Source organism: Nostoc sp. NZL (assembly GCF_015714705.1).
Classification (GTDB): Bacteria; Cyanobacteriota; Cyanobacteriia; order Cyanobacteriales; family Nostocaceae; genus Nostoc; species Nostoc foliaceum_A.
The window spans coordinates 17,023-35,370 of sequence record NZ_WBKL01000173.1 but is presented as its reverse complement, the minus strand read 5'-3'; the positions used below and the strand labels follow the sequence as shown (position 1 = coordinate 35,370).

At 42.0% G+C, this 18,348-nt stretch carries 19 protein-coding genes and 1 pseudogene; 16 read left to right on the top strand and 4 right to left on the bottom strand.

All coding sequences use genetic code 11. The features are described 5' to 3' along the window. Positions 1-100 precede the first annotated feature (100 nt). Positions 101-1,561 carry an ABC transporter substrate-binding protein gene (locus tag F8R90_RS26175; RefSeq protein WP_196513100.1) on the bottom strand — a complete coding sequence of 487 codons (1,461 nt, stop codon included), beginning with the start codon at positions 1,559-1,561 and terminating at the stop codon, positions 101-103. A gap of 72 nt (positions 1,562-1,633) precedes the next feature. After that, positions 1,634-3,007: a serine/threonine-protein kinase gene (locus F8R90_RS26170; protein WP_196513099.1), complete on the bottom strand. Its 1,374-nt coding sequence runs from the start codon at positions 3,005-3,007 to the stop codon at positions 1,634-1,636. Between the two features lie 659 nt (positions 3,008-3,666). Here F8R90_RS26170 and typA point away from each other — a divergent pair. From typA to F8R90_RS26100, 14 genes and pseudogenes are all read left to right on the top strand, one after another. Continuing rightward, positions 3,667-5,457, top strand: a complete 1,791-nt coding sequence (gene typA, locus F8R90_RS26165; RefSeq protein ID WP_196513098.1) for a translational GTPase TypA — start codon at positions 3,667-3,669, stop codon at positions 5,455-5,457. Between the two features lie 122 nt (positions 5,458-5,579). Next, positions 5,580-6,698, top strand: coding sequence for a TIR domain-containing protein (locus F8R90_RS26160; RefSeq protein WP_196513097.1), 1,119 nt, complete (start codon positions 5,580-5,582; stop codon positions 6,696-6,698). 382 nt (positions 6,699-7,080) lie between these two features. Then, a pseudogene (locus F8R90_RS33735) lies at positions 7,081-7,152 on the top strand (BrnT family toxin); the annotation flags it as partial. 87 nt (positions 7,153-7,239) lie between these two features. Continuing rightward, complete coding sequence (locus F8R90_RS26150; protein WP_012407730.1) at positions 7,240-7,524, top strand: hypothetical protein; 285 nt, start codon at positions 7,240-7,242, stop codon at positions 7,522-7,524. A gap of 213 nt (positions 7,525-7,737) precedes the next feature. Beyond that, positions 7,738-8,013: a BrnT family toxin gene (locus tag F8R90_RS26145; RefSeq protein ID WP_196513096.1), complete on the top strand. Its 276-nt coding sequence runs from the start codon at positions 7,738-7,740 to the stop codon at positions 8,011-8,013. Beyond that, on the top strand, positions 7,997-8,230 hold the full coding sequence (locus F8R90_RS26140; protein ID WP_196513095.1) for a hypothetical protein: 234 nt from the start codon (positions 7,997-7,999) through the stop codon (positions 8,228-8,230). The genes F8R90_RS26145 and F8R90_RS26140 overlap by 17 nt, the downstream gene beginning before the upstream one ends. A gap of 142 nt (positions 8,231-8,372) precedes the next feature. Continuing rightward, positions 8,373-8,618, top strand: a complete 246-nt coding sequence (locus F8R90_RS26135) for a ribbon-helix-helix domain-containing protein (RefSeq protein ID WP_196513094.1) — start codon at positions 8,373-8,375, stop codon at positions 8,616-8,618. Between the two features lie 17 nt (positions 8,619-8,635). Further along, complete coding sequence (locus tag F8R90_RS26130) at positions 8,636-8,935, top strand: type II toxin-antitoxin system RelE/ParE family toxin (RefSeq protein WP_196513093.1); 300 nt, start codon at positions 8,636-8,638, stop codon at positions 8,933-8,935. Positions 8,936-8,999: 64 nt separating this feature from the next. Then, entirely contained in the window at positions 9,000-10,184 is a 1,185-nt protein-coding gene (locus tag F8R90_RS26125; protein WP_196513092.1) for a DUF58 domain-containing protein, read from the top strand. A gap of 207 nt (positions 10,185-10,391) precedes the next feature. After that, positions 10,392-10,757: a ferredoxin thioredoxin reductase catalytic beta subunit gene (locus F8R90_RS26120; protein ID WP_190894689.1), complete on the top strand. Its 366-nt coding sequence runs from the start codon at positions 10,392-10,394 to the stop codon at positions 10,755-10,757. Next, positions 10,754-11,146 carry a DUF309 domain-containing protein gene (locus F8R90_RS26115; protein ID WP_196513091.1) on the top strand — a complete coding sequence of 131 codons (393 nt, stop codon included), beginning with the start codon at positions 10,754-10,756 and terminating at the stop codon, positions 11,144-11,146. Before F8R90_RS26120 ends, F8R90_RS26115 begins: the two co-directional genes overlap by 4 nt. 233 nt (positions 11,147-11,379) lie before the next feature. Further along, entirely contained in the window at positions 11,380-11,877 is a 498-nt protein-coding gene (locus F8R90_RS26110; RefSeq protein WP_190894635.1) for an LptA/OstA family protein, read from the top strand. Between the two features lie 30 nt (positions 11,878-11,907). Then, on the top strand, positions 11,908-12,636 hold the full coding sequence (gene lptB / locus F8R90_RS26105) for an LPS export ABC transporter ATP-binding protein (RefSeq protein WP_190894636.1): 729 nt from the start codon (positions 11,908-11,910) through the stop codon (positions 12,634-12,636). A gap of 221 nt (positions 12,637-12,857) precedes the next feature. Then, on the top strand, positions 12,858-13,973 hold the full coding sequence (locus F8R90_RS26100) for an LptF/LptG family permease (protein WP_196513090.1): 1,116 nt from the start codon (positions 12,858-12,860) through the stop codon (positions 13,971-13,973). Between the two features lie 119 nt (positions 13,974-14,092). On the opposite strand, the gene F8R90_RS26095 is transcribed toward F8R90_RS26100, so the two are convergent. Beyond that, positions 14,093-14,713 (bottom strand): CBS domain-containing protein, encoded by a 621-nt coding sequence (locus tag F8R90_RS26095; RefSeq protein ID WP_190894638.1) that lies wholly within the window; start codon positions 14,711-14,713, stop codon positions 14,093-14,095. A 431-nt stretch (positions 14,714-15,144) separates the two neighbouring features. Between F8R90_RS26095 and F8R90_RS26090 the strand changes: the two genes are divergently transcribed. After that, positions 15,145-16,392, top strand: coding sequence for a hypothetical protein (locus tag F8R90_RS26090; RefSeq protein ID WP_196513089.1), 1,248 nt, complete (start codon positions 15,145-15,147; stop codon positions 16,390-16,392). 30 nt (positions 16,393-16,422) lie between these two features. On the opposite strand, the gene F8R90_RS26085 is transcribed toward F8R90_RS26090, so the two are convergent. Next, complete coding sequence (locus F8R90_RS26085; protein WP_196513088.1) at positions 16,423-17,103, bottom strand: S-layer homology domain-containing protein; 681 nt, start codon at positions 17,101-17,103, stop codon at positions 16,423-16,425. A 261-nt stretch (positions 17,104-17,364) separates the two neighbouring features. On the opposite strand from F8R90_RS26085, the gene rpiA reads away from it, so the two are divergent. After that, positions 17,365-18,072, top strand: a complete 708-nt coding sequence (gene rpiA / locus F8R90_RS26080; protein ID WP_190729931.1) for a ribose-5-phosphate isomerase RpiA — start codon at positions 17,365-17,367, stop codon at positions 18,070-18,072. The last annotated feature ends 276 nt before the right edge of the window (positions 18,073-18,348 follow it).

The window sequence follows — 18,348 nt, the reverse complement described above, 5'->3', positions numbered from 1 at the left end:
TTGCAATTCAGATAAACCAGTTTAGTATTACATTGCAAATTGAATAGATTACTTATTTTGGAGCAATCTATACCTTTGGAATGAAATTAACGTCAAAAAATTACTTCTTATTCAAGAGGGCAAAATCGTAACCAGTTCCAGTAGAGCAAGACTCACAACGCTCGATTTTGACTAGGATTGCTTCTCCTTGACGCTTACCTGAGGGAGAAAACTGAATCATTCCCGTTGCTCCAGATGTTGAAAAATTGGGATTAGACAGTACCTTTTGTAACCCTTCGCGGGTGTTGTCTTGCTTCAAGCCAGCAATAATTGCTTGGAGTGCATCATAAGCTCCCGCTGTTCTCTGATTTACTTGTGCATTCCAAAGCTGAAAGGCATTTTCTGCAAAGGGGTTATCTTTATTAGCATCACGATGCCAATATACAGGTAATACCATTCCTTCGAGATCCTTGCCATTTTGTAAAGTTGTTGCACTATACATACTTTCGGAAGCAAAGAGTGGTTTTCTGCCTTTGACCTCTTGTGCTACTTTGGTGGCAAAATATATATTTCTGATTGAGGGCATTAGTAAAAAGCCACTTGCATTTTCTGTTTCTATCGCTTGATCCACAAAAGCTTTAGGGTCAAAATTTTTATCGGCCAAATTGCAAGGTATACTAATAACGTTGCTGCCATATTTTTTGATAGCTTGAGTGTACTGTTCTACAAGTATTTGATTTGATGAAGAGGTAGAATTACTTCTTGAGGTAGGAGAATCGCCACAAATAGCAACATTTCTTGCTTGTCGAGCAATGTAGCGAGAATGAGTATCTACTAAATTCTCATATAACGGATTTACATGAAACAAGTAGTTTTTTGTGGAAGTATTAAGCTGACTATTTACTGAATTTTTCTCTAAGTTTTGTGCATTATCAGCTTGATTTGGTCGCTCGACGGGGAAGACTAACACCAAGCGATTCTCATTATAAATTGCGGCGTTAAGCCTAACACCCACAGCGGCCACAAGGCTTTTATCTTGAACTAATTCTTTATCTAGCCGTGCAGAATCTTCTCTATTATCAACACTTGCAATTACAACTTGCAATTTTTTACCATCAATTCCTCCTTGGTTATTAACTTCATTTTGAGCTTGAGCTACACCACGCAAAATTTCTTCTGATAAACTAGGATCAAAATTAATTGGAGCTATAACAGCAACTTTTATGGCTCCTGAATTATCTCGTGCAATTTTGGCATTGTTTAAATAAATTAAGGTTTCTGGGTCATTTGGATTATTTTTGAGAGAAGCATTAAACTTTTTAACAGCAGTATTAAAATCTTTCTCATCAAAAGCTTTCACCCCATCCATTTTTTCAGGATATGTTTGTACTTTCACCAAAATCTTTGTACCCAAATTCATTAATGATGACTTATTTGTCAATGTAGATGAAGTTGATATGGGGTTTGATGGTGCTATAATGGTAGAAGAGAGTTTACTAATTAACCATAAAATAGCTGCTACCATTACTCCAGCCAGTCCCAGAGAGATAAGCAGCCTTAAATTTTCTTTTTTATGTGTCATAAATAATTCACCAAACTCTACAAAATTTATCTGAGATAAAGAAATTTCTAAAAATTGAGCAAGAGCAAAAAATCAAAAATATTTAGAAAGAAGTTTGTTTATTATTTCAGACATACCTACAATAATAATTGTTAATAGCCCCGCAAGAATAACGAGCAATCCTACCAGAAGTAGCCCATTTACACCAGATTGGAGAAGATTAGTGGTTAGCAGATTTCTAAAAATAAAGACAACGAGTAGATTTGCTATTATAGCAATAACAATTAAATAAGTTTTTTCCAGAAGCGGACGAGATTGAATAAAGACTAACCCTCCTAAAATTAGCAACCATAGCCCAGAGCTAATCCAGGTAGTTCCTAGAAAACTTATAAGTGCGATCGCTAAAAACGAACTACCTGAGCCAGCAATTATTGAGCCAGACAATAATTTATTATTAAAAAACTGCGGTAGATATCGAGTTGATTGATGTTTAATTTGTGCTTGCGAACCTGATGATTGAGTAGGTGGAATGGCTGTAGGAGGTAATGTATACCTTAGCTCTGGGAGATTATTTAAGTCTTCTAAGACAGCCTGTGCAGATTGATAACGTTGTTCATGATTTTCTTGTAGGAGCTTATCAAGAATGATCTCTAATTCGTGACTTATGGTTTGCGTTAAATGCTGTCGCCAATTAGAAGTCCAACCATAGCCTTGTTTAATCCACAAACTTGAAGGAGAAATATCGGTTAGTAGATGAAAGCAAGTTATTCCTAAACTGTACATATCACTGGAAGGAAAAACTTTACCCAGTTGCATTTGCTCAATCGGCGCATAACCTAATGAACCAATAATTGTCCCAGCAAGTGTAGTGTTTATAGTGTCCGTCTTTTGTTTTGCTACCCCAAAATCAATCAGCACTAACCTACCGTCACTATGACGGCGAATAATATTTTCTGGTTTAATATCTCGGTGAATTACCTGCTGTTGATGTATAGCTACCAGCACAGATAATAAATCATTTAAAAAATCTCGAATTTTGGCCTCATCAAAAACTCCCTGTTGTTTTAACTCTTGCAACAGATTTTGCCCTTCGATAAACTGTTGCACTAAATACAGATATTCACCTTCCTTAAAATATGCATACAAATTGGGAATTTGGACATGTTCTGCTAACTCTTTTAGACGTTGTGCTTCTCGTTCAAATAACTCAGTCGCTTTTTTATGTGCTTGACTACCGTGATTACCATAAAATTGGCTTAGAACTAGCTGCTTGACAACACATCGTTCATTGAGCTTGTCTATATCTTCTGCGATATATGTGCGTGCAAATCCTCCTCTTCCTAATGGCGCTATTATGCGGTAACGATTTCTCAGTAGCGATACCAACTCTGTACCACAACTGAGGCATAAATTTGCCCCGTCAGAGTTTTGGGGATTGTCGCAATTAGGATTTAGGCAGCAGACCATATAATTATCGCTGTCATTTTATTAGTTTTGAAAATATACCTTAAATGTCAGTATAGACGATGCACTGTAACATCTCTAGATGAACAATAAAGTAAGGTACAATCGGATTATTTTAACCGACATTTGGTTAACCCTTAAGCTTTTTTCCCAAACTTAACAAACATAAAAGTAATTATTGTAACCTGTCCATCCTTTGGCTTAGGAAAAGCTACAAACAGAAAAGACTTAATTGTAGTAGCATGAGCGATCTTAATACTAATCAGCCGAGCAATAAAAGTAGGATTTACACACTTTTAAGGTAAAACAAGGCATTGCGATCGCAATGGCAAAATCACGTTAATTTTATATTAGGTAAAGAAGGGTGCGATCGCCTTTAGCACCAAAGCAAAGCATCTCAACTAATCAACCGCAATTCCCAAAAGCGATACCGCCCTTCACGCCACATCTGTTTGTAACAAAAGCTTTTTTTATCCCACCAACGCCGTAATTACCACACATATCCATTGTGGGGTTTACAAAACTCCCCGCAATTGTGACGATTACGCTAGAATTGTTAAAGGTTCTTTACAGAATTTGCTGATCATCCCCAATTCTGTTAAAACAGCCTAGCATTCAAATGTAAATCTTAAAACCCCCTCTAGAGTTCACCAAAAGCTTCTATGACGCTCCCAATTCGCAACGTCGCCATTATCGCCCACGTTGACCACGGCAAAACCACGCTGGTTGACGCACTCCTCAAACAATCCGGCATTTTCCGCGAAGGCGAAGACGTTCCGGATTGCGTTATGGACTCCAACGCCCTAGAACGGGAACGGGGTATTACTATCCTGTCCAAAAATACGGCAGTTCGCTACAAAGAAACACTAATTAATATCGTTGATACTCCTGGACACGCTGACTTTGGTGGCGAAGTTGAACGTGTACTCGGCATGGTTGACGGATGTCTTCTGATTGTCGATGCCAACGAAGGCCCCATGCCCCAAACACGCTTTGTCCTCAAAAAAGCTTTAGAAAAAGGGCTGCGCCCCATCGTTATCATCAACAAAATCGATCGTGGTCAAACTGACCCTCACGTTGCTGTCGATAAAGTTTTGGATCTGTTCTTGGAATTAGGGGCAGACGAAGACCAGTGTGATTTTACCTATCTGTTTGCCTCCGGTATGGCAGGTTTCGCCAAGGAAAGCTTGGAAGCAGAATCGGTAGATATGCAACCCTTGTTCAACGCGATTCTGCAACACGTTCCACCACCAGTAGGCGACAGCAATAAGCCTCTGCAATTGCAAGTTACAACCCTAGATTATTCTGAATATCTGGGACGGATTGTGATTGGTAGAATTCACAACGGTACTATCCGCTCAGGACAGCAAGCAGCTTTAGTTACAGAAGATGGCACCATTGTCAAGGGTAAAATTACCAAGTTGATGGGCTTTGATGGACTGAAGCGCGTAGAGATGGAAGAAGCAACCGCAGGTTATATTGTGGCGGTGGCTGGTTTCGCTGATGCTTATATTGGGGAAACGATTACTGACCCCAATGAACCGCAAGCTTTACCACTAATTAAAGTGGATGAACCAACCTTGCAAATGGCCTTCTGGGTAAATGATTCGCCCTTTGCTGGTCAAGAAGGTAAGTTGGTAACATCAAGACAAATTCGCGATCGCCTATTCCGCGAACTCGAAACCAACGTTGCTTTGCGTGTCGAAGAAACCGATTCTCCCGATAAATTCCTCGTTTCTGGTCGTGGAGAACTCCACTTAGGTATCTTAATTGAAACCATGCGCCGGGAAGGCTTCGAGTTTCAGGTATCTCAGCCACAGGTAATTTACCGCGAAATCAACGGTCAACCTTGCGAACCTTTTGAACTTTTGGTGTTAGACATTCCTGCTGATGCTGTGGGTAGCTGTATTGAGCGCCTGGGACAACGCAAAGGCGAAATGCAAGATATGCAACCAGGTAGTGGCGATCGCACCCAACTAGAGTTTGTCATTCCCGCCCGTGGATTGATTGGTTTCCGGGGTGAATTCATGCGGATGACTCGTGGCGAAGGCATCATGAACCACAGTTTCTTAGACTACCGTCAAATCAGTGGCGACATTGAAGCCCGTAACAAAGGTGTTTTAATCTCCTTTGAAGAGGGTGTTTCTACCTTCTACGCCATGAGAAATGCCGAAGATAGAGGAGCATTCTTTATTACTCCCGGCACAAAGGTTTACAGAGGCATGATTGTGGGAGAACACAATCGTTCCCAAGATTTGGAATTGAATATCTGTAAAACCAAGCAGTTAACCAACCATCGTGCTGCTGGTGGCGATGAATTAGTACAACTGCAAGCACCAATAGACATGAGCCTAGAGCGTGCTTTGGAATACATTGGCCCCGATGAATTGGTGGAAGTTACACCCCAATCGATTCGTCTGCGGAAGATGTCGAAGAAGTTAGCGAAACGGTAAGTAAAAACTCTTAATTGATTTAGAAAGCCCGCATTGGCGGGCTTTTTAGTTGGTTCGCTACAACATTTTTCAAATGTTAAACTACATTTAAAATCGCAAACATAGATTGAGTATATATTTCGATGGATGACTTGCGTGATTCTCTTGACCGCATCAAATCTATTTGTTCTGAAATCGTTGCACAATTTGAATCTTCTGATGTAGCTGAGTCAATAAAAACATTGCAAGAAGCAGTTAAGCAGGCAGCAAAATCTTGGTCTGGCTCATGGCTTGGATATCATTCCCGTGTCTATTACAACCAACTTCAACCAGTTCCACCCGGTGCACGATTTAGTCAAGAATGGGGGCTTTCAGATGGATTATCTAACGAAACTAGGGGTGATTGGTGTGAATATGACTTCGATTCTATCTATAACATTCTAAAATCGAGGGCAATCAATTTTTCGTTAGAGCAACTAAACGAACTTGCCAATTATGCAAATGAAGAGATTCCTGATTTACAAGAAGAATTAATATCGATAATTTTTTCTTGCTTGGCTAGTGGAGAAGATACATACCTAAATCGGCTCAAACAAGAAGCTGAACTATGTAAAACATTCTCTGTAGGGGAGTTTGTTGATTATCTTCGAGGCGGTGGACAATTTTTTTCGCGTGACAGGGTTGCTGTACTGTCTGGCTCTCAAACCCCGCCACATATTTATCTTCAAGCACAGTTGTTGGCTGTTCAATCACCTGCCACAGTCGCAAAAAGATTAAAGAAAATAGCAAATCGGCTCGTATTACATTTAACCAATAAATCTCGCACTTATATGTACTCGTCTCAACCAGGTACGCATGTCTTTATTGGACACGGACACTCACCCTTATGGAGGGATCTCAAAGACTTTATCAGTGAGCGATTAAAACTACCTTGGGATGAATTCAATCGGCTTCCAATTGCTGGAATCAATAATACTGTGCGCTTATCCCAGATGCTCGATAGTGCAGCGATCGCATTTTTGATAATGACTGGTGAAGATGAACAAAGTGATCTGACGCTCCGTGCAAGAATGAATGTCATACATGAAGCAGGTCTTTTTCAAGGACGCTTGGGTTTCAAACGCGCAATTATCCTTTTAGAAGAAGGCTGTGAAAACTTTTCCAATGTTGATGGACTTGGTTGTATTAACTTTCCACGCGGGAACATTAAAGCTTGTTTTGAGGACGTTCGTATGGTTCTTGAGCGTGAAGGCTTGGTGTGAACGCGTGGGAAGCGATCGCCCTTGCCGTGCATTTAGTCAAATCTTTGAGTCAAAATGAAGAGGATTGAAAAAGGCAATTATAATGACTATTCGTGAAACTGCGATGCCTTCGGCCAGCTTCGCTAACGCAAAACCATAGCAGAGATTTACAGTGCTGCATCTACGCCCGTCGTAGACATCGCCCTTACGAAAATATCTCTGTTTCATAAAACGTATTGACAACGTAAATACACAATGTCTACTATGTAAGGTATGGATGTGTATTTCGTGCTTAATGGTGTCACTTTCGTTTGGAACGAAGAAAAAGCTTGGATAAATCCCAGCAATCATGATGGCGTGACATTTCAGCAAGCCACAGAGGCAATTTTTCGATCCGTTTTTAGTGCTTGTTGATGCAAGTCGCAATGATGAACAAAGAGATGCTGTTATTGACTTAGACAGACGGTGGAATCTTCTGTATGTCGTCTACATTGAACGTAAAAACGACATAATTCGGATCATTTCAGCACGCACAACGCTACACGTAAGGAGCGAGAATATTATGAAGGCTGAAGCACTGAAAAAGCGACTCGATAAAAATCGTCCAATGACTACAATCACAATTCGCATTCCCGAAGATGTCATTGAAGATTTGAAAAGAATAGCGCCATTACTGGGATTTTCTGGCTATCAGCCGTTAATGCGTGCCTATATTGGGCAAGGGCTAAGAGTTGATCTGGAACGACTAGAGGATGATACTATCTCAGCACTGATTGCTAGCTTGAAGCGTCACGGTGTTAGCGATGAGGTTATCCATGAAGCCCTCAGTGAAGTTACTCAAAAATAGTGCAATTGCGATCGCTCTTGCTGTAAATTTAGTCAAATTTTTGAGTAAAAATGAAGAGGACTGAAAAAGGCAACTATCATGACTATTCGTGAAACTGCGATCGCCAATTAGCAACATAGATTTACAGGGCGATCGCACCGCACATTAATTTGATCGCAGCACAAGCCAAGCAGCCTGTTAAACTCTGGAAGGGGAAGGCAAAGAGACTTATAAATGGAATTTGAATGGAATTCAGACAAAGCGACACTAAACCTTGAGAAGCATGGTGTTTCTTTTCAGGAAGCTGCAACTGTATTTAACGATCCGCTATCTGTAACTTTCCCCGATCCTGACCACTCCGTTAGAGAAAGCCGCTACGTTATTATTGGCTTATCTAAGTTTGAACAACTTTTAGTTGTTGCACATACTGATAGAGAGGAAAAAATACGAATTATTAGCGCCCGAAAAGCTACTCGCCAAGAGAAGAGGTTTTATGAAGAAGGAAGTTGAAAACGAAATGGAAGATGAATTACGTTCTGAGTACGACTTCGCTCAAATGAAAGGGGGGGTTAGAGGTAAATATGTTGAGCGATATCGGACAAAAACCAACTTAGTGCTTTTAGACCCCGATGTTGCCCAAGCTTTTCCCAACGATGAAGCGGTAAATGACGCATTGAGGTTGTTAATTCAGGTCGCTCAACGCCAGCAGCCGAACACAACAACATAATCGAGATCATTTCGGCTCCTAAAGCCAAACACAAGGAAAGTGAATATTGTGAAAGCTGATCTGTTGAAAAACTATTTATTCCAACAGCTTACCGCTTAGGCTTGTAACCTAAAATGGTGAATAATCTGAATAGAGGTTTTCTATGAGCATCAGTCTCACACCCGATCAAGAACGCTTTATTCAAACCAAGCTCCAGGCTGGGAAATATCGTTCAGCAGAAGAAGCCCTTGAAATTGCCTTACGGTTGCTTGATGAATACGATCGCACCGATGCTAAATGGGTCGAAGATGTGCGAGAAAAAATTGATGCGGCGATTTTAGCTTCAGACAAAACGCCTCCTATTGACGGAGAGACATTCGTAAACCAAGTTCTAGAGCGATTTCGATAGGGACATCAGGCGCAAGCATGAGTCGCTACGTCATCAACATTCTTGCCAGCCGAGATATCAATGAAATTGCCGACTACTTTGCCGAAACTAACGTTGAAGCAGGAGAGCGATTTTTCAGTGAATTCAACCGTAAGTGCCAACAACTTGTTGTCTTTCCAAACAATGGTAAAAGTTACGCAAAAATTCGTCCAGACCTTCGAGGTATATTTTTGCAAGGCTATATCGTTTTCTACAGAGTATTAGATGATGGTATCGAAATTCTACGGGTTGTAAGCGGTCGCCGTAACTTTCCATCTCTTTTTGAGGAATCCAACTAAAAGCTTTTTTGGCGAACCCCTGAGACACTGTGAATTTAGGGTGGAGTTGGGTTAAAAAAGAAACATGAAAATCATCAAACCCATCACCAATTGGTTAGAAACCCGCGCCAGCGCCCCTGCATACGGCGGTTGGGTGCTAGCAGCAACGGCTATTTGTTTTTTTGGCGCAGGTATCAATACGATGGCTGGTTGGCTATACGCCATTAGCGGCATCAGTTTTGCCCTTTTGGGTGTAGCAGCCATCTTACCGCCGCGATCGCTCACAGGTCTATCCATCACCCGCCGTCCCATGCAACCAGTGTCAGCAGGCGACGATCTAACGGTGGAATTAGAAATCTGCAATCAGACACACCAGCCTGTAAGCTTATTGCAAGTTGAAGATATACTGCCCTTCGTCTTAGGGAAACCAGTACAAAAGGCAATCGAAACAATTCCTAGCCAAGGTAGTTACCGTTGGGTATATTACCACCCGACTCAGCGCCGGGGTGTTTATCGCTGGCACACAGTCGAACTGGGTTCTGGTGCGCCATTGGGATTGTTCTGGTGTCGCCGTCAGCGTGATTGTGCTGCCACAGCGATCGTCTATCCCACAGTGTTACCCTTGGCTACCTGCCCCCTAGTAGACGAAATGGGGCAAGAAGAGAGCAAAAGGGGCGATCCTCGTGGTAGACCATTGCAGACAGCTACAACCGGGCTGGTGCGATCGCTCCGTCCTTATCGTGTAGGAGATCCCACCCGTCTGATTCACTGGCGAACTAGCGCCCGCTATGGAGAATTAAGGGTGCGGGAATTAGAAATGGTTACAGGTGGACAAGAAATAGTTATTGCCCTTGACAGTGCTAGCAATTGGGAAGAAGAAAACTTTGAACAAGCAGTAATTGCCGCAGCTTCGCTGTATTTTTACGCACAGCAACAGCAATTACAGGTGCAACTGTGGACAGCATCAACAAATTTAATCAAAGGCGATGCCTACGGCAAGCCCGGAGGTCTACGCTTTGTTTTAGAAACCTTAGCAGCAACCGCAGCCTTAGAAGATGCCAGTTCAGTAGTTCCTAAAAGCTATCCCTTGATTTGGCTGACTCAAAACCCCCTGAGCCTTGCTAAACTTCCCCAAGGGAGTCGCTGGGTTTTGTGGCCAAATATTTCCTCACCAGCAGAACAAGAGGTAATCAATTGGGAACACCCTGGTATAGTTTTGCAAAGCGATTGCGCTCTGCAACCCCAACTACAAAAAACATTACATTCATAAATCAATTCAAATTTTATAATTTCAAAAGACTGCTGACAAGTTAAGCTTCTGCAATTTCTTAGATTTTGTCTGATCCCAGCACACCGGACATATCAGCCTTTGAGCAAAGGTAAAACAATTTGAGCAGGTAAGGTTGGGGATATACACCCAGTAATCCCCTAGTGAGGCTGAGGTACAATGCAAAGAAATATTTAAATTATGAGCGACATGATCACATCAGAACTTAACACAAAATCCAGCGATAAAAGCCTAGAGGCAATGCGGCATTTTTCCGAGCAATACGCCAAGCGGACTGGAACATACTTCTGTTCTGAACCTTCTGTTACCGCAGTTGTGATTGAAGGACTAGCCAAACATAAAGACGAACTAGGTGCGCCTTTATGTCCCTGTCGCCATTACGAAGACAAAGAGGCTGAAGTTCACGCCACCTATTGGAACTGTCCCTGTGTGCCAATGAGAGAACGCAAAGAGTGCCATTGCATGTTGTTCCTCACCCCTGACAACGAGTTTGCTGGAGAACAGCAAGAAATCTCTCTCGAAACAATTAAAGAAGTACGAGACAGCATGGGATGAGCGAAACCATCCCCCAAGAGTTTTGGCAAGGCGTAGAACAGTTCAATTCTGGTCAGTTCTACGCCTGTCATGACACTTTAGAGGCTTTGTGGATTGAAGCTGGCGAACCGGAAAAAAACTTTTATCAAGGCATTCTCCAAATTTCTGTGGCGCTGTATCATTTAGAGAATCGAAACTGGCGAGGTGCAGTAATTCTACTCGGAGAAGGCGGCAATCGCCTGCGGCGTTACCCATCTAGTTACAGCGGCATTGATGTAGATGAGCTATTGAGTCAGAGCGCAGCATTGTTGACGACATTACAACAAATAGGGCAAGACTTGATTGCCGCTGGTGATCTGGGTGAAAATCAAGTTTTATCTTTGCCTAGAATTGTGCTAACTACTGATTAGACATTTGGTGAACTTAATTATGCGTTTCCCGAAATCCTTGGTAGGCACAATTCATGAATTGTGCCTACGTCATTTTCATCTAGATGGCAATTTCCTGAAACCTTGAGGTTGGGGGTAGCGTCACTATTTCAGCCAGTAGTTATCGGAAATCACTCCAGATTGTATATTTCATATCTGGATCAAGTACTTGAGATAATTAGAATGCAAACTGAAATCCTAAATCCCTAATTGCTATGATGCCCTGCTATCAATTGCCCATATCCCAGATGCGTCGCTTTGGATTAGCTTTAATGCTGCCAGCCGCACTCTTGGGCGCTTTTGTCTTCCCTACTCAACTGCAAACCGCTACTGCACAAACATCTGGAGGAAATCGACCCCTCACTATCCGCGCTGATGTGCAAGAATATGATGCCAATAATCAAGTAATTACCGCTCGCGGTAATGTGCAAATGTTGTATCCTTCTCGTCAGCTTCAGGCAACATCTGCCCAAGCACAGTACTTTAGTAAGGAACGCCGAATTGATTTCAGTGGCAACGTCTATATTTTGCAACAGGGCGGTAACAGTATCCGAGCAGAGAAGGTAACCTATTTAATTGACGAAGGGCGATTTGTTGCTTTACCCCAATCCAACCGTCAGGTAGAGTCCATCTACATGATCGAGGAATCAGACAATAATGGACAAACTGCGGCACCTGCCCCAAAGACACCACCTTTGAAGCCTTCTAATTAGCATTTACCACTAAGAAAGGGTGCCTCTAGCGTGAAAATTGTTTTAGAGAATATTCACAAATCTTACGGCAAGCGAGTAATTGTCAATCGTGTTAATCTTTCTGTTGCTCAGGGCGAAGTCGTTGGTTTACTAGGCCCCAATGGGGCTGGTAAAACGACGACCTTTTACATTGCCACAGGTTTAGAAAAACCCAATCAAGGAAAAGTCTGGCTGGGTAATCTGGACGTTACAGGAATGCCAATGCACAAAAGGGCGCGACTGGGTATTGGCTATCTAGCACAAGAACCAAGTATTTTTCGCCAACTCTCGGTACAGGATAATATTCTGTTGGTGCTAGAGCAAACGAATGTGCCACGATGGGAGTGGTCAAGACGACTCACAACTTTACTGCGGGAGTTTCGGTTGGAAAAATTAGCCAATAGCAAAGGAATTCAACTATCTGGTGGTGAACGTCGGCGGACGGAATTAGCCAGGTCTTTAGCTGCTGGACAAGAAGGGCCAAAATTTTTACTTTTGGATGAACCATTTGCTGGCGTTGATCCGATCGCAGTCTCAGAAATTCAGCAAATTGTCGCACAACTACGCGATCGCGGCATGGGAATCTTAATTACAGATCATAATGTCCGCGAAACCCTCGCCATCACCGATCGCGCCTACATCATGCGCGAAGGACAAATTCTTGCTTTTGGCGGTGCTGACGAACTCTACAGCAATCCCCTAGTGCGACAATATTATTTAGGGGATAATTTTCAAGTGTAAATTAATAATTATTTAGTTAATAATTTCAAAGGCTAGTTTTAATTTTTAAACATGAATTTATTAGTTAATTTTCAGATATTTAAAATTAGATTTTGCTATTAAGTACAGTAAATATGCTTTGTTTTGCCAGGGTTGCCAATATTTAGCTTTTTAAATTGCTTATGATATCAAAGAAACTTACGTCTTTCTACAGCCTCCATTCGCTGCTACCTTTTACGATCATGGATCGCTACCTTGCCAGCGAATTGTTAGCGCCGTTTTTCTTTGGTGTCGGAGCTTTTTCATCAATTGGGGTCACCATTGATGCTGTATTTGATCTAGTCAGAAAAATCGTAGAATCTGGGCTACCCATAGACATCGCCATTCAAGTATTTTTGTTAAAGTTTCCCAACTTTATCGTTTTAGCCTTCCCCATGTCTACGCTGCTGGCTACTTTGATGACCTACAGTCGTCTTTCTAGCGAAAGCGAATTAATTGCCCTACGTAGTTGTGGAGTCAGCGTCTATCGCATGGTGCTAACTGCTGTGATGTTGAGTCTTGTGGTTACAGGAATGACATTTGTGTTTAACGAACAAATTGCACCAGCAGCAAATTACCAAGCGGCGATGACTTTAGAGAAAGCTCTTAAATCAGATAAGCCAACTTTTAAACAGCAAAATATTTTCTATCCTGAATACCAGGATGTTACACAGCCAGATGGCTCTAAGAATAGGATATTGACACGCTTATTTTACGCCGACCAATTTGATGGTAAGCGGATGTCAGGTTTGACGATTATAGATCGCTCAACAAAAAATCTGAATCAAATTGTGGTATCAGAATCTGCCCAGTGGAATGCTTCTCAAAATGTCTGGGATTTTTACAACGGTACTATCTATTTTGTCGCTGCCGATCGCTCTTATCGCAACATCGTCAGATTTGAACACCAACAACTGCAACTACCGCGCACGCCATTAAGTCTGGCAGAAAAAAGCCGGGACTATGGTGAGATGAATATTTCTGAAGCACTAGATCAACTAGAAGTAGAATATCTTGGTGGCGATCGCCAAAAAATTCGTAAACTCCAAGTGCGGATTCAACAAAAGATATCCTTACCTTTTGTATGTGTAGTTTTTGGCTTAGTAGGTGCAGCGATGGGAAGCATACCCCAACGAACTGGGAGAGGTACCAGCTTTGGGATTAGTGTCGTAGTTATTTTTTCGTACTACTTAATTTTCTTTATTAGTGGTGCGATCGCGCAAGCAGGTGTGCTCTCTCCTTTCATGGGAGCTTGGTTGCCCAACTTTCTTTTTCTGGGAATAGGTCTATTTTTATTGATGCGAGTTGCCAAACGATGAGCGGGATAAGGGGATGAGGAGAATATTACTTTTGCTTCCCCTGCTCCCCCTGCTTCCCCTGCTCCCTGCTCCCTGCTCCCTGCTCCCTGCCCCCTGCTCTCCTCATCCCCACACTTCAATTACGGATGATAATTTCGACATTCCGGTGCATCTGGGTTTTCCTTACAATATTCTTCAAAAGAGACTTTGGCTGATACCATACCCTCAGCTTTCTGATGAGCGGCTTCTGCTTGAAGTTCTTCTACCTCATCCCAAGCGGCTGCACAAGCTTTAGAATAAGCACCTTGTTCGGTGCAAATAGCCCGAGACTGCTCAATGGCTTTTTGAATTCTCTCCTCCAGAAGTAGAGCTTTTGGCGCTTCCACAAAGTCACTTTTGGTTAAAATGTCGGTAATCGAGATGATGCCCAACAGTTTCCCTTGAATTACAGGCGCTCGATGAATACCAGTGTTAGCAAATAACCGCGCTACATATTCCACACTCAAATCAGGATTGACCACAATGCAGGGCTTGCTCATAATTTCGTAAACCCTCACTTGCTTTGGGTCTTTACCGTAAGCTGTTACCTTATAGACAATATCCGTTTCTGTGACAATGCCATAAGCATCATTCTCATGGCGATGATCCACAACCAGCGCCCGCAGTTTTTTTTCCTTCATCAGCCCCACTGCTTCAGCAACAGTCGCCGAACCGCGAATGGTAACTACATCTTTGGTCATGATATCTTCAGCTTTCATCATTCCTGTAGTCTCCTGGTTAATAGTACGGTGCAACACAGTGACCTCAGAGGCGTATCGAATCATTGCAGCGCACAGTTTAGTTTGCTAACTAGAAAGTAAAAAAGTTGAACTTTTGTCCAGCTACAACAATAAATTAGACCAATTGTCAAGTTCTGATGTTATCCAATGTGACCGATACCCAAAAAATAACCATAAATTCCCAGAACTTTCTAAAAAATCTTGCCAAATAGACTCCAGCCACTAAAAAGTAAATTTTTGACTACTACATGTCTATTGGTAATGACTAATAACTGATGGAGAAGTTAGGATAAAACCAGCATTCCAACTTCGATGAGATATTTCCTGTTGAGGAAAGCAAAAGCATTAAATAGCAAAGCCTTCAGCTTCCGTCAAGTTTTCCCGATTTCGAGTAAATTTCAATTACCAATCCCATGCCAAATCGTCATTATCCTCCCGCCTACTTACGCTATCTCAAAGCCAGGTTATGGAATCTAGGACGACCTGGTTTTTGGGGCACTGCAATTTTTTTATCTGTAGTCGGGCTAGTAACTTGGGAATACTGGTTAAACCCAGATATTTTCGTTTATAAGCAAAAAAGCCAAGTTGCTTCACAAAAGCCTGCTAATTCCTCGCTGTCAGAAGAAAACAGAGCCATTGCAGCAGATATTGATAACCTACCAGTTTTATTTAATGACTTTGAGCAAGCAACCCTCTCAGTAACGGCAAATACCCTCAAGGAAAATACTGAAGCAGAAAAGAGCAAAAACTTATTAGAGGATGTAATTAACAAACAAAAGTCTGCTACTGATACCAAATTAAATCCTGGTTTAGGCGTTAATGGCGATACTTCCCCAGCCGCGAAAAATCCCTTTGTTGTACAAACAGAAAATTTATTGCGGACTGGGACGGTTGATAGTAGTAGCCAGTTTCTAGGCTTCAATTCCTTAACTGCGGCATCTGAAGCAACAGGGGGGAAACAAACGTCTTCTAACCTGGGTATTGGATTAACTAATCAAACCAATAAGAATCAAAATTCCCTGTCTATCAGCCCTCTACAAGCGGCGCTAAACCAATCGACAAACCAGAAATTGTCTAGCTTTAATGGTACTGTAACTCAGACGAATGCCTTGGGACAAGTCTCTGACCCAGGAGCAACGCTAATGTCACCCATCAACAGTTTACCCAGTCAGAATTCTCTACCAAGTACTGGCTTAACTGCTGGGACCGTCTACACGTCAACGGGTACGAACTTACTACAAAATCCCTACAGTAATTTAAATAACGGTCAGGTATTGCCTAGTAATGGATTAACTACTGGTACAGGTTATACATCAACGGGTACAAACTTACCGCAAAATCCCTACAATAATTTAAATAGTGGTCAGGTAGTGCCTAATTTAGCACCAGTGACACCCCCAGCTACCTCTGCCGCACTAAGTAATATTTCACCTTACTCTAGTCAAAGTCAAGGCGTTATCACACCCACAAACCCTGCGGCATATGGGAATTATGGGTTGCAGCAACCGATGCAACCACCACAATCTACTTATGGAAATTATGGGTTGCAGCAACCGACGCAACCACCACAATCTACTTATGTGTTGCAGCAACCAACACAGTCTAATTCCTTATATCTTCGCCAGATTCGAGACAAGTATAGAGATTCTGGTCAAAGGTGATTTTAAGCACCTTAACTGGATAAAGTCTAGCTAAGGTGATTGCGGGCTATTTGGAATAATCGGAACTTCTGGTGTTTCGGGTTGTTGCTGTTGTCGTTGCAAATATCTGCTCAATACATAAGCCATATCCCCACGGGTTACAGGTTTTAATGGGGAAATATTACCTTGAGCATCTGTGTTGAGAAATCCCTCAGTGGCTACTGTAGCGATCGCTTTTCTAGCCCAACTTGGGATAGACTTTTCATCTGGATATGAAACCAGAATTTCATTAACAGTCTCATCGGGAAACTGAAATACACCATAAGCCTGGGCGAAAATAGCAAGAGCTTCTGCCTTTGTCACCTTTTGGTTAGGGAAGAATTCATTGCCCCGATAACCTTTCATGATGTCAGTTTTCAAGACTGTCTGTATATCATTAAATGCCCAATGAGAACGAGGAACATCTGGAATAGCTAAATTTTCTTTGCTCACAGCTTGTCTTTTATTTAGCCCAAATGCTTTCACCATAATTGACGCTAATTCTGCTCTACTCAGTAACCTTTCTGGATAAAACTTGCCATCGGAAAAGTTTGTCATCCATTTGACAGCAGTTACCTGTTGAATGGAATCAGATGGAACTCCAGAAGTAGTTTCTGGCGCTTGAGTCTGAGCAATTGCTGGTAAGTTTTGTAGTAGTGCTACTAAAGATAGAGTAATTGAAAGCTGACGCATCACCATAACCACTTTTAGCTGCTAACGTGAATTTAAAAAACTACGTTACTGAGGTTAACGCAAAATTTAGTCTTCTTAATAACCTGTAACTCAGTTAGTGACGATTTTAGGCTGGGCAATGTTGCGTAGCTACGTAGGGTATTAGCTTGTTGCCATCATCAAGGAAGTAGAAATCAGCAAAAACTTGTTTTTTACCTTTCATCTTTTGATGTTATCTGCCCACTACTATGGACTATAGTCAGTTTTTCAGGAGTTTTGGGAATGACAGCAACAGATCCCGTAAAGTTGATGAAGCAAGAAGTTGGCAAAGCCGCCGCAGCCCTGGTAAAATCCGGTTCCATCGTCGGGTTGGGTACGGGGTCAACTACAGCATATACGATTCAGTTTTTGGGCGATCGCCTCAAGTCTGGCGAACTTCAAGATATCATTGGTATACCTACCTCGTTTCAGTCAGAAGTGCTGGCGAAGCAATACGGTGTCCCTCTGGCCACCTTGGATGCAATTGACCACATCGATATTGCCATTGATGGCGCAGATGAAGTCGATCCGCAGAAGAATTTGATTAAAGGCGGTGGTGCAGCACATACCCGCGAGAAAGTTGTAGACTACCTGGCAGAACAGTTTATCGTTGTGGTAGATAGTGGTAAGTTAGTAGACCGCTTAGGTTCTAGTTTCGCTGTGCCCGTAGAAGTGATTCCAATGGCAATTACTCCTGTAACCAATGCCATCAAAAAACTTGGTGGCAAACCAGAACTCCGCATGGGTGTTAAAAAAGCTGGCCCAGTAATCACCGACCAAGGCAATTTTGTTTTAGATGTCAGATTTGACTCTATTGAAGATCCAGTCAGCCTAGAAAAGACATTGAATAACATTCCCGGCGTTCTGGAAAATGGTATTTTCGTTAACTGTGTCGATTTAGTTTTGATTGGTGAAGTCAAAGATGGTCAGCCATTAGTGCGGCAACTGTAAGAGTTCTAGATTTTGGATTTTAGATGTCTGAGAAATCTAAAATCCAAAATTAAGCAACAGATCCAAGTTCATCTAAATTAGTGATTTTCTCCACGTCAACCTTTACCAACTAAGGCTTTTAGGCTCTGGTATCAGTAATTATTTACCATATTGAATTTGTTCGGTGCTTGTGGAATAGCCGTACATCTTCAGAATGAAATTGCCTGTTTGTCCGTTAACAAAATAGGTTGTATTGCTTGTGCCTCGATTACTTTTAAGACAGTCGCTACAAACTAG

Bases quoted from the DNA above. Each gene is read 5' to 3' on its own strand.
- F8R90_RS26175 (WP_196513100.1), bottom strand. From the start codon at position 1,561: ATGACACATAAAAAAGAAAATTTAAGGCTGCTTATCTCTCTGGGACTG.
- F8R90_RS26170 (WP_196513099.1), bottom strand. From the start codon at position 3,007: ATGGTCTGCTGCCTAAATCCTAATTGCGACAATCCCCAAAACTCTGAC.
- typA (WP_196513098.1), top strand. From the start codon at position 3,667: ATGACGCTCCCAATTCGCAACGTCGCCATTATCGCCCACGTTGACCAC.
- F8R90_RS26160 (WP_196513097.1), top strand. From the start codon at position 5,580: ATGGATGACTTGCGTGATTCTCTTGACCGCATCAAATCTATTTGTTCT.
- F8R90_RS26150 (WP_012407730.1), top strand. From the start codon at position 7,240: ATGAAGGCTGAAGCACTGAAAAAGCGACTCGATAAAAATCGTCCAATG.
- F8R90_RS26145 (WP_196513096.1), top strand. From the start codon at position 7,738: ATGGAATTTGAATGGAATTCAGACAAAGCGACACTAAACCTTGAGAAG.
- F8R90_RS26140 (WP_196513095.1), top strand. From the start codon at position 7,997: ATGAAGAAGGAAGTTGAAAACGAAATGGAAGATGAATTACGTTCTGAG.
- F8R90_RS26135 (WP_196513094.1), top strand. From the start codon at position 8,373: ATGAGCATCAGTCTCACACCCGATCAAGAACGCTTTATTCAAACCAAG.
- F8R90_RS26130 (WP_196513093.1), top strand. From the start codon at position 8,636: ATGAGTCGCTACGTCATCAACATTCTTGCCAGCCGAGATATCAATGAA.
- F8R90_RS26125 (WP_196513092.1), top strand. From the start codon at position 9,000: ATGAAAATCATCAAACCCATCACCAATTGGTTAGAAACCCGCGCCAGC.
- F8R90_RS26120 (WP_190894689.1), top strand. From the start codon at position 10,392: ATGATCACATCAGAACTTAACACAAAATCCAGCGATAAAAGCCTAGAG.
- F8R90_RS26115 (WP_196513091.1), top strand. From the start codon at position 10,754: ATGAGCGAAACCATCCCCCAAGAGTTTTGGCAAGGCGTAGAACAGTTC.
- F8R90_RS26110 (WP_190894635.1), top strand. From the start codon at position 11,380: ATGATGCCCTGCTATCAATTGCCCATATCCCAGATGCGTCGCTTTGGA.
- F8R90_RS26100 (WP_196513090.1), top strand. From the start codon at position 12,858: ATGGATCGCTACCTTGCCAGCGAATTGTTAGCGCCGTTTTTCTTTGGT.
- F8R90_RS26095 (WP_190894638.1), bottom strand. From the start codon at position 14,713: ATGATGAAAGCTGAAGATATCATGACCAAAGATGTAGTTACCATTCGC.
- F8R90_RS26090 (WP_196513089.1), top strand. From the start codon at position 15,145: ATGCCAAATCGTCATTATCCTCCCGCCTACTTACGCTATCTCAAAGCC.
- F8R90_RS26085 (WP_196513088.1), bottom strand. From the start codon at position 17,103: ATGCGTCAGCTTTCAATTACTCTATCTTTAGTAGCACTACTACAAAAC.
- rpiA (WP_190729931.1), top strand. From the start codon at position 17,365: ATGACAGCAACAGATCCCGTAAAGTTGATGAAGCAAGAAGTTGGCAAA.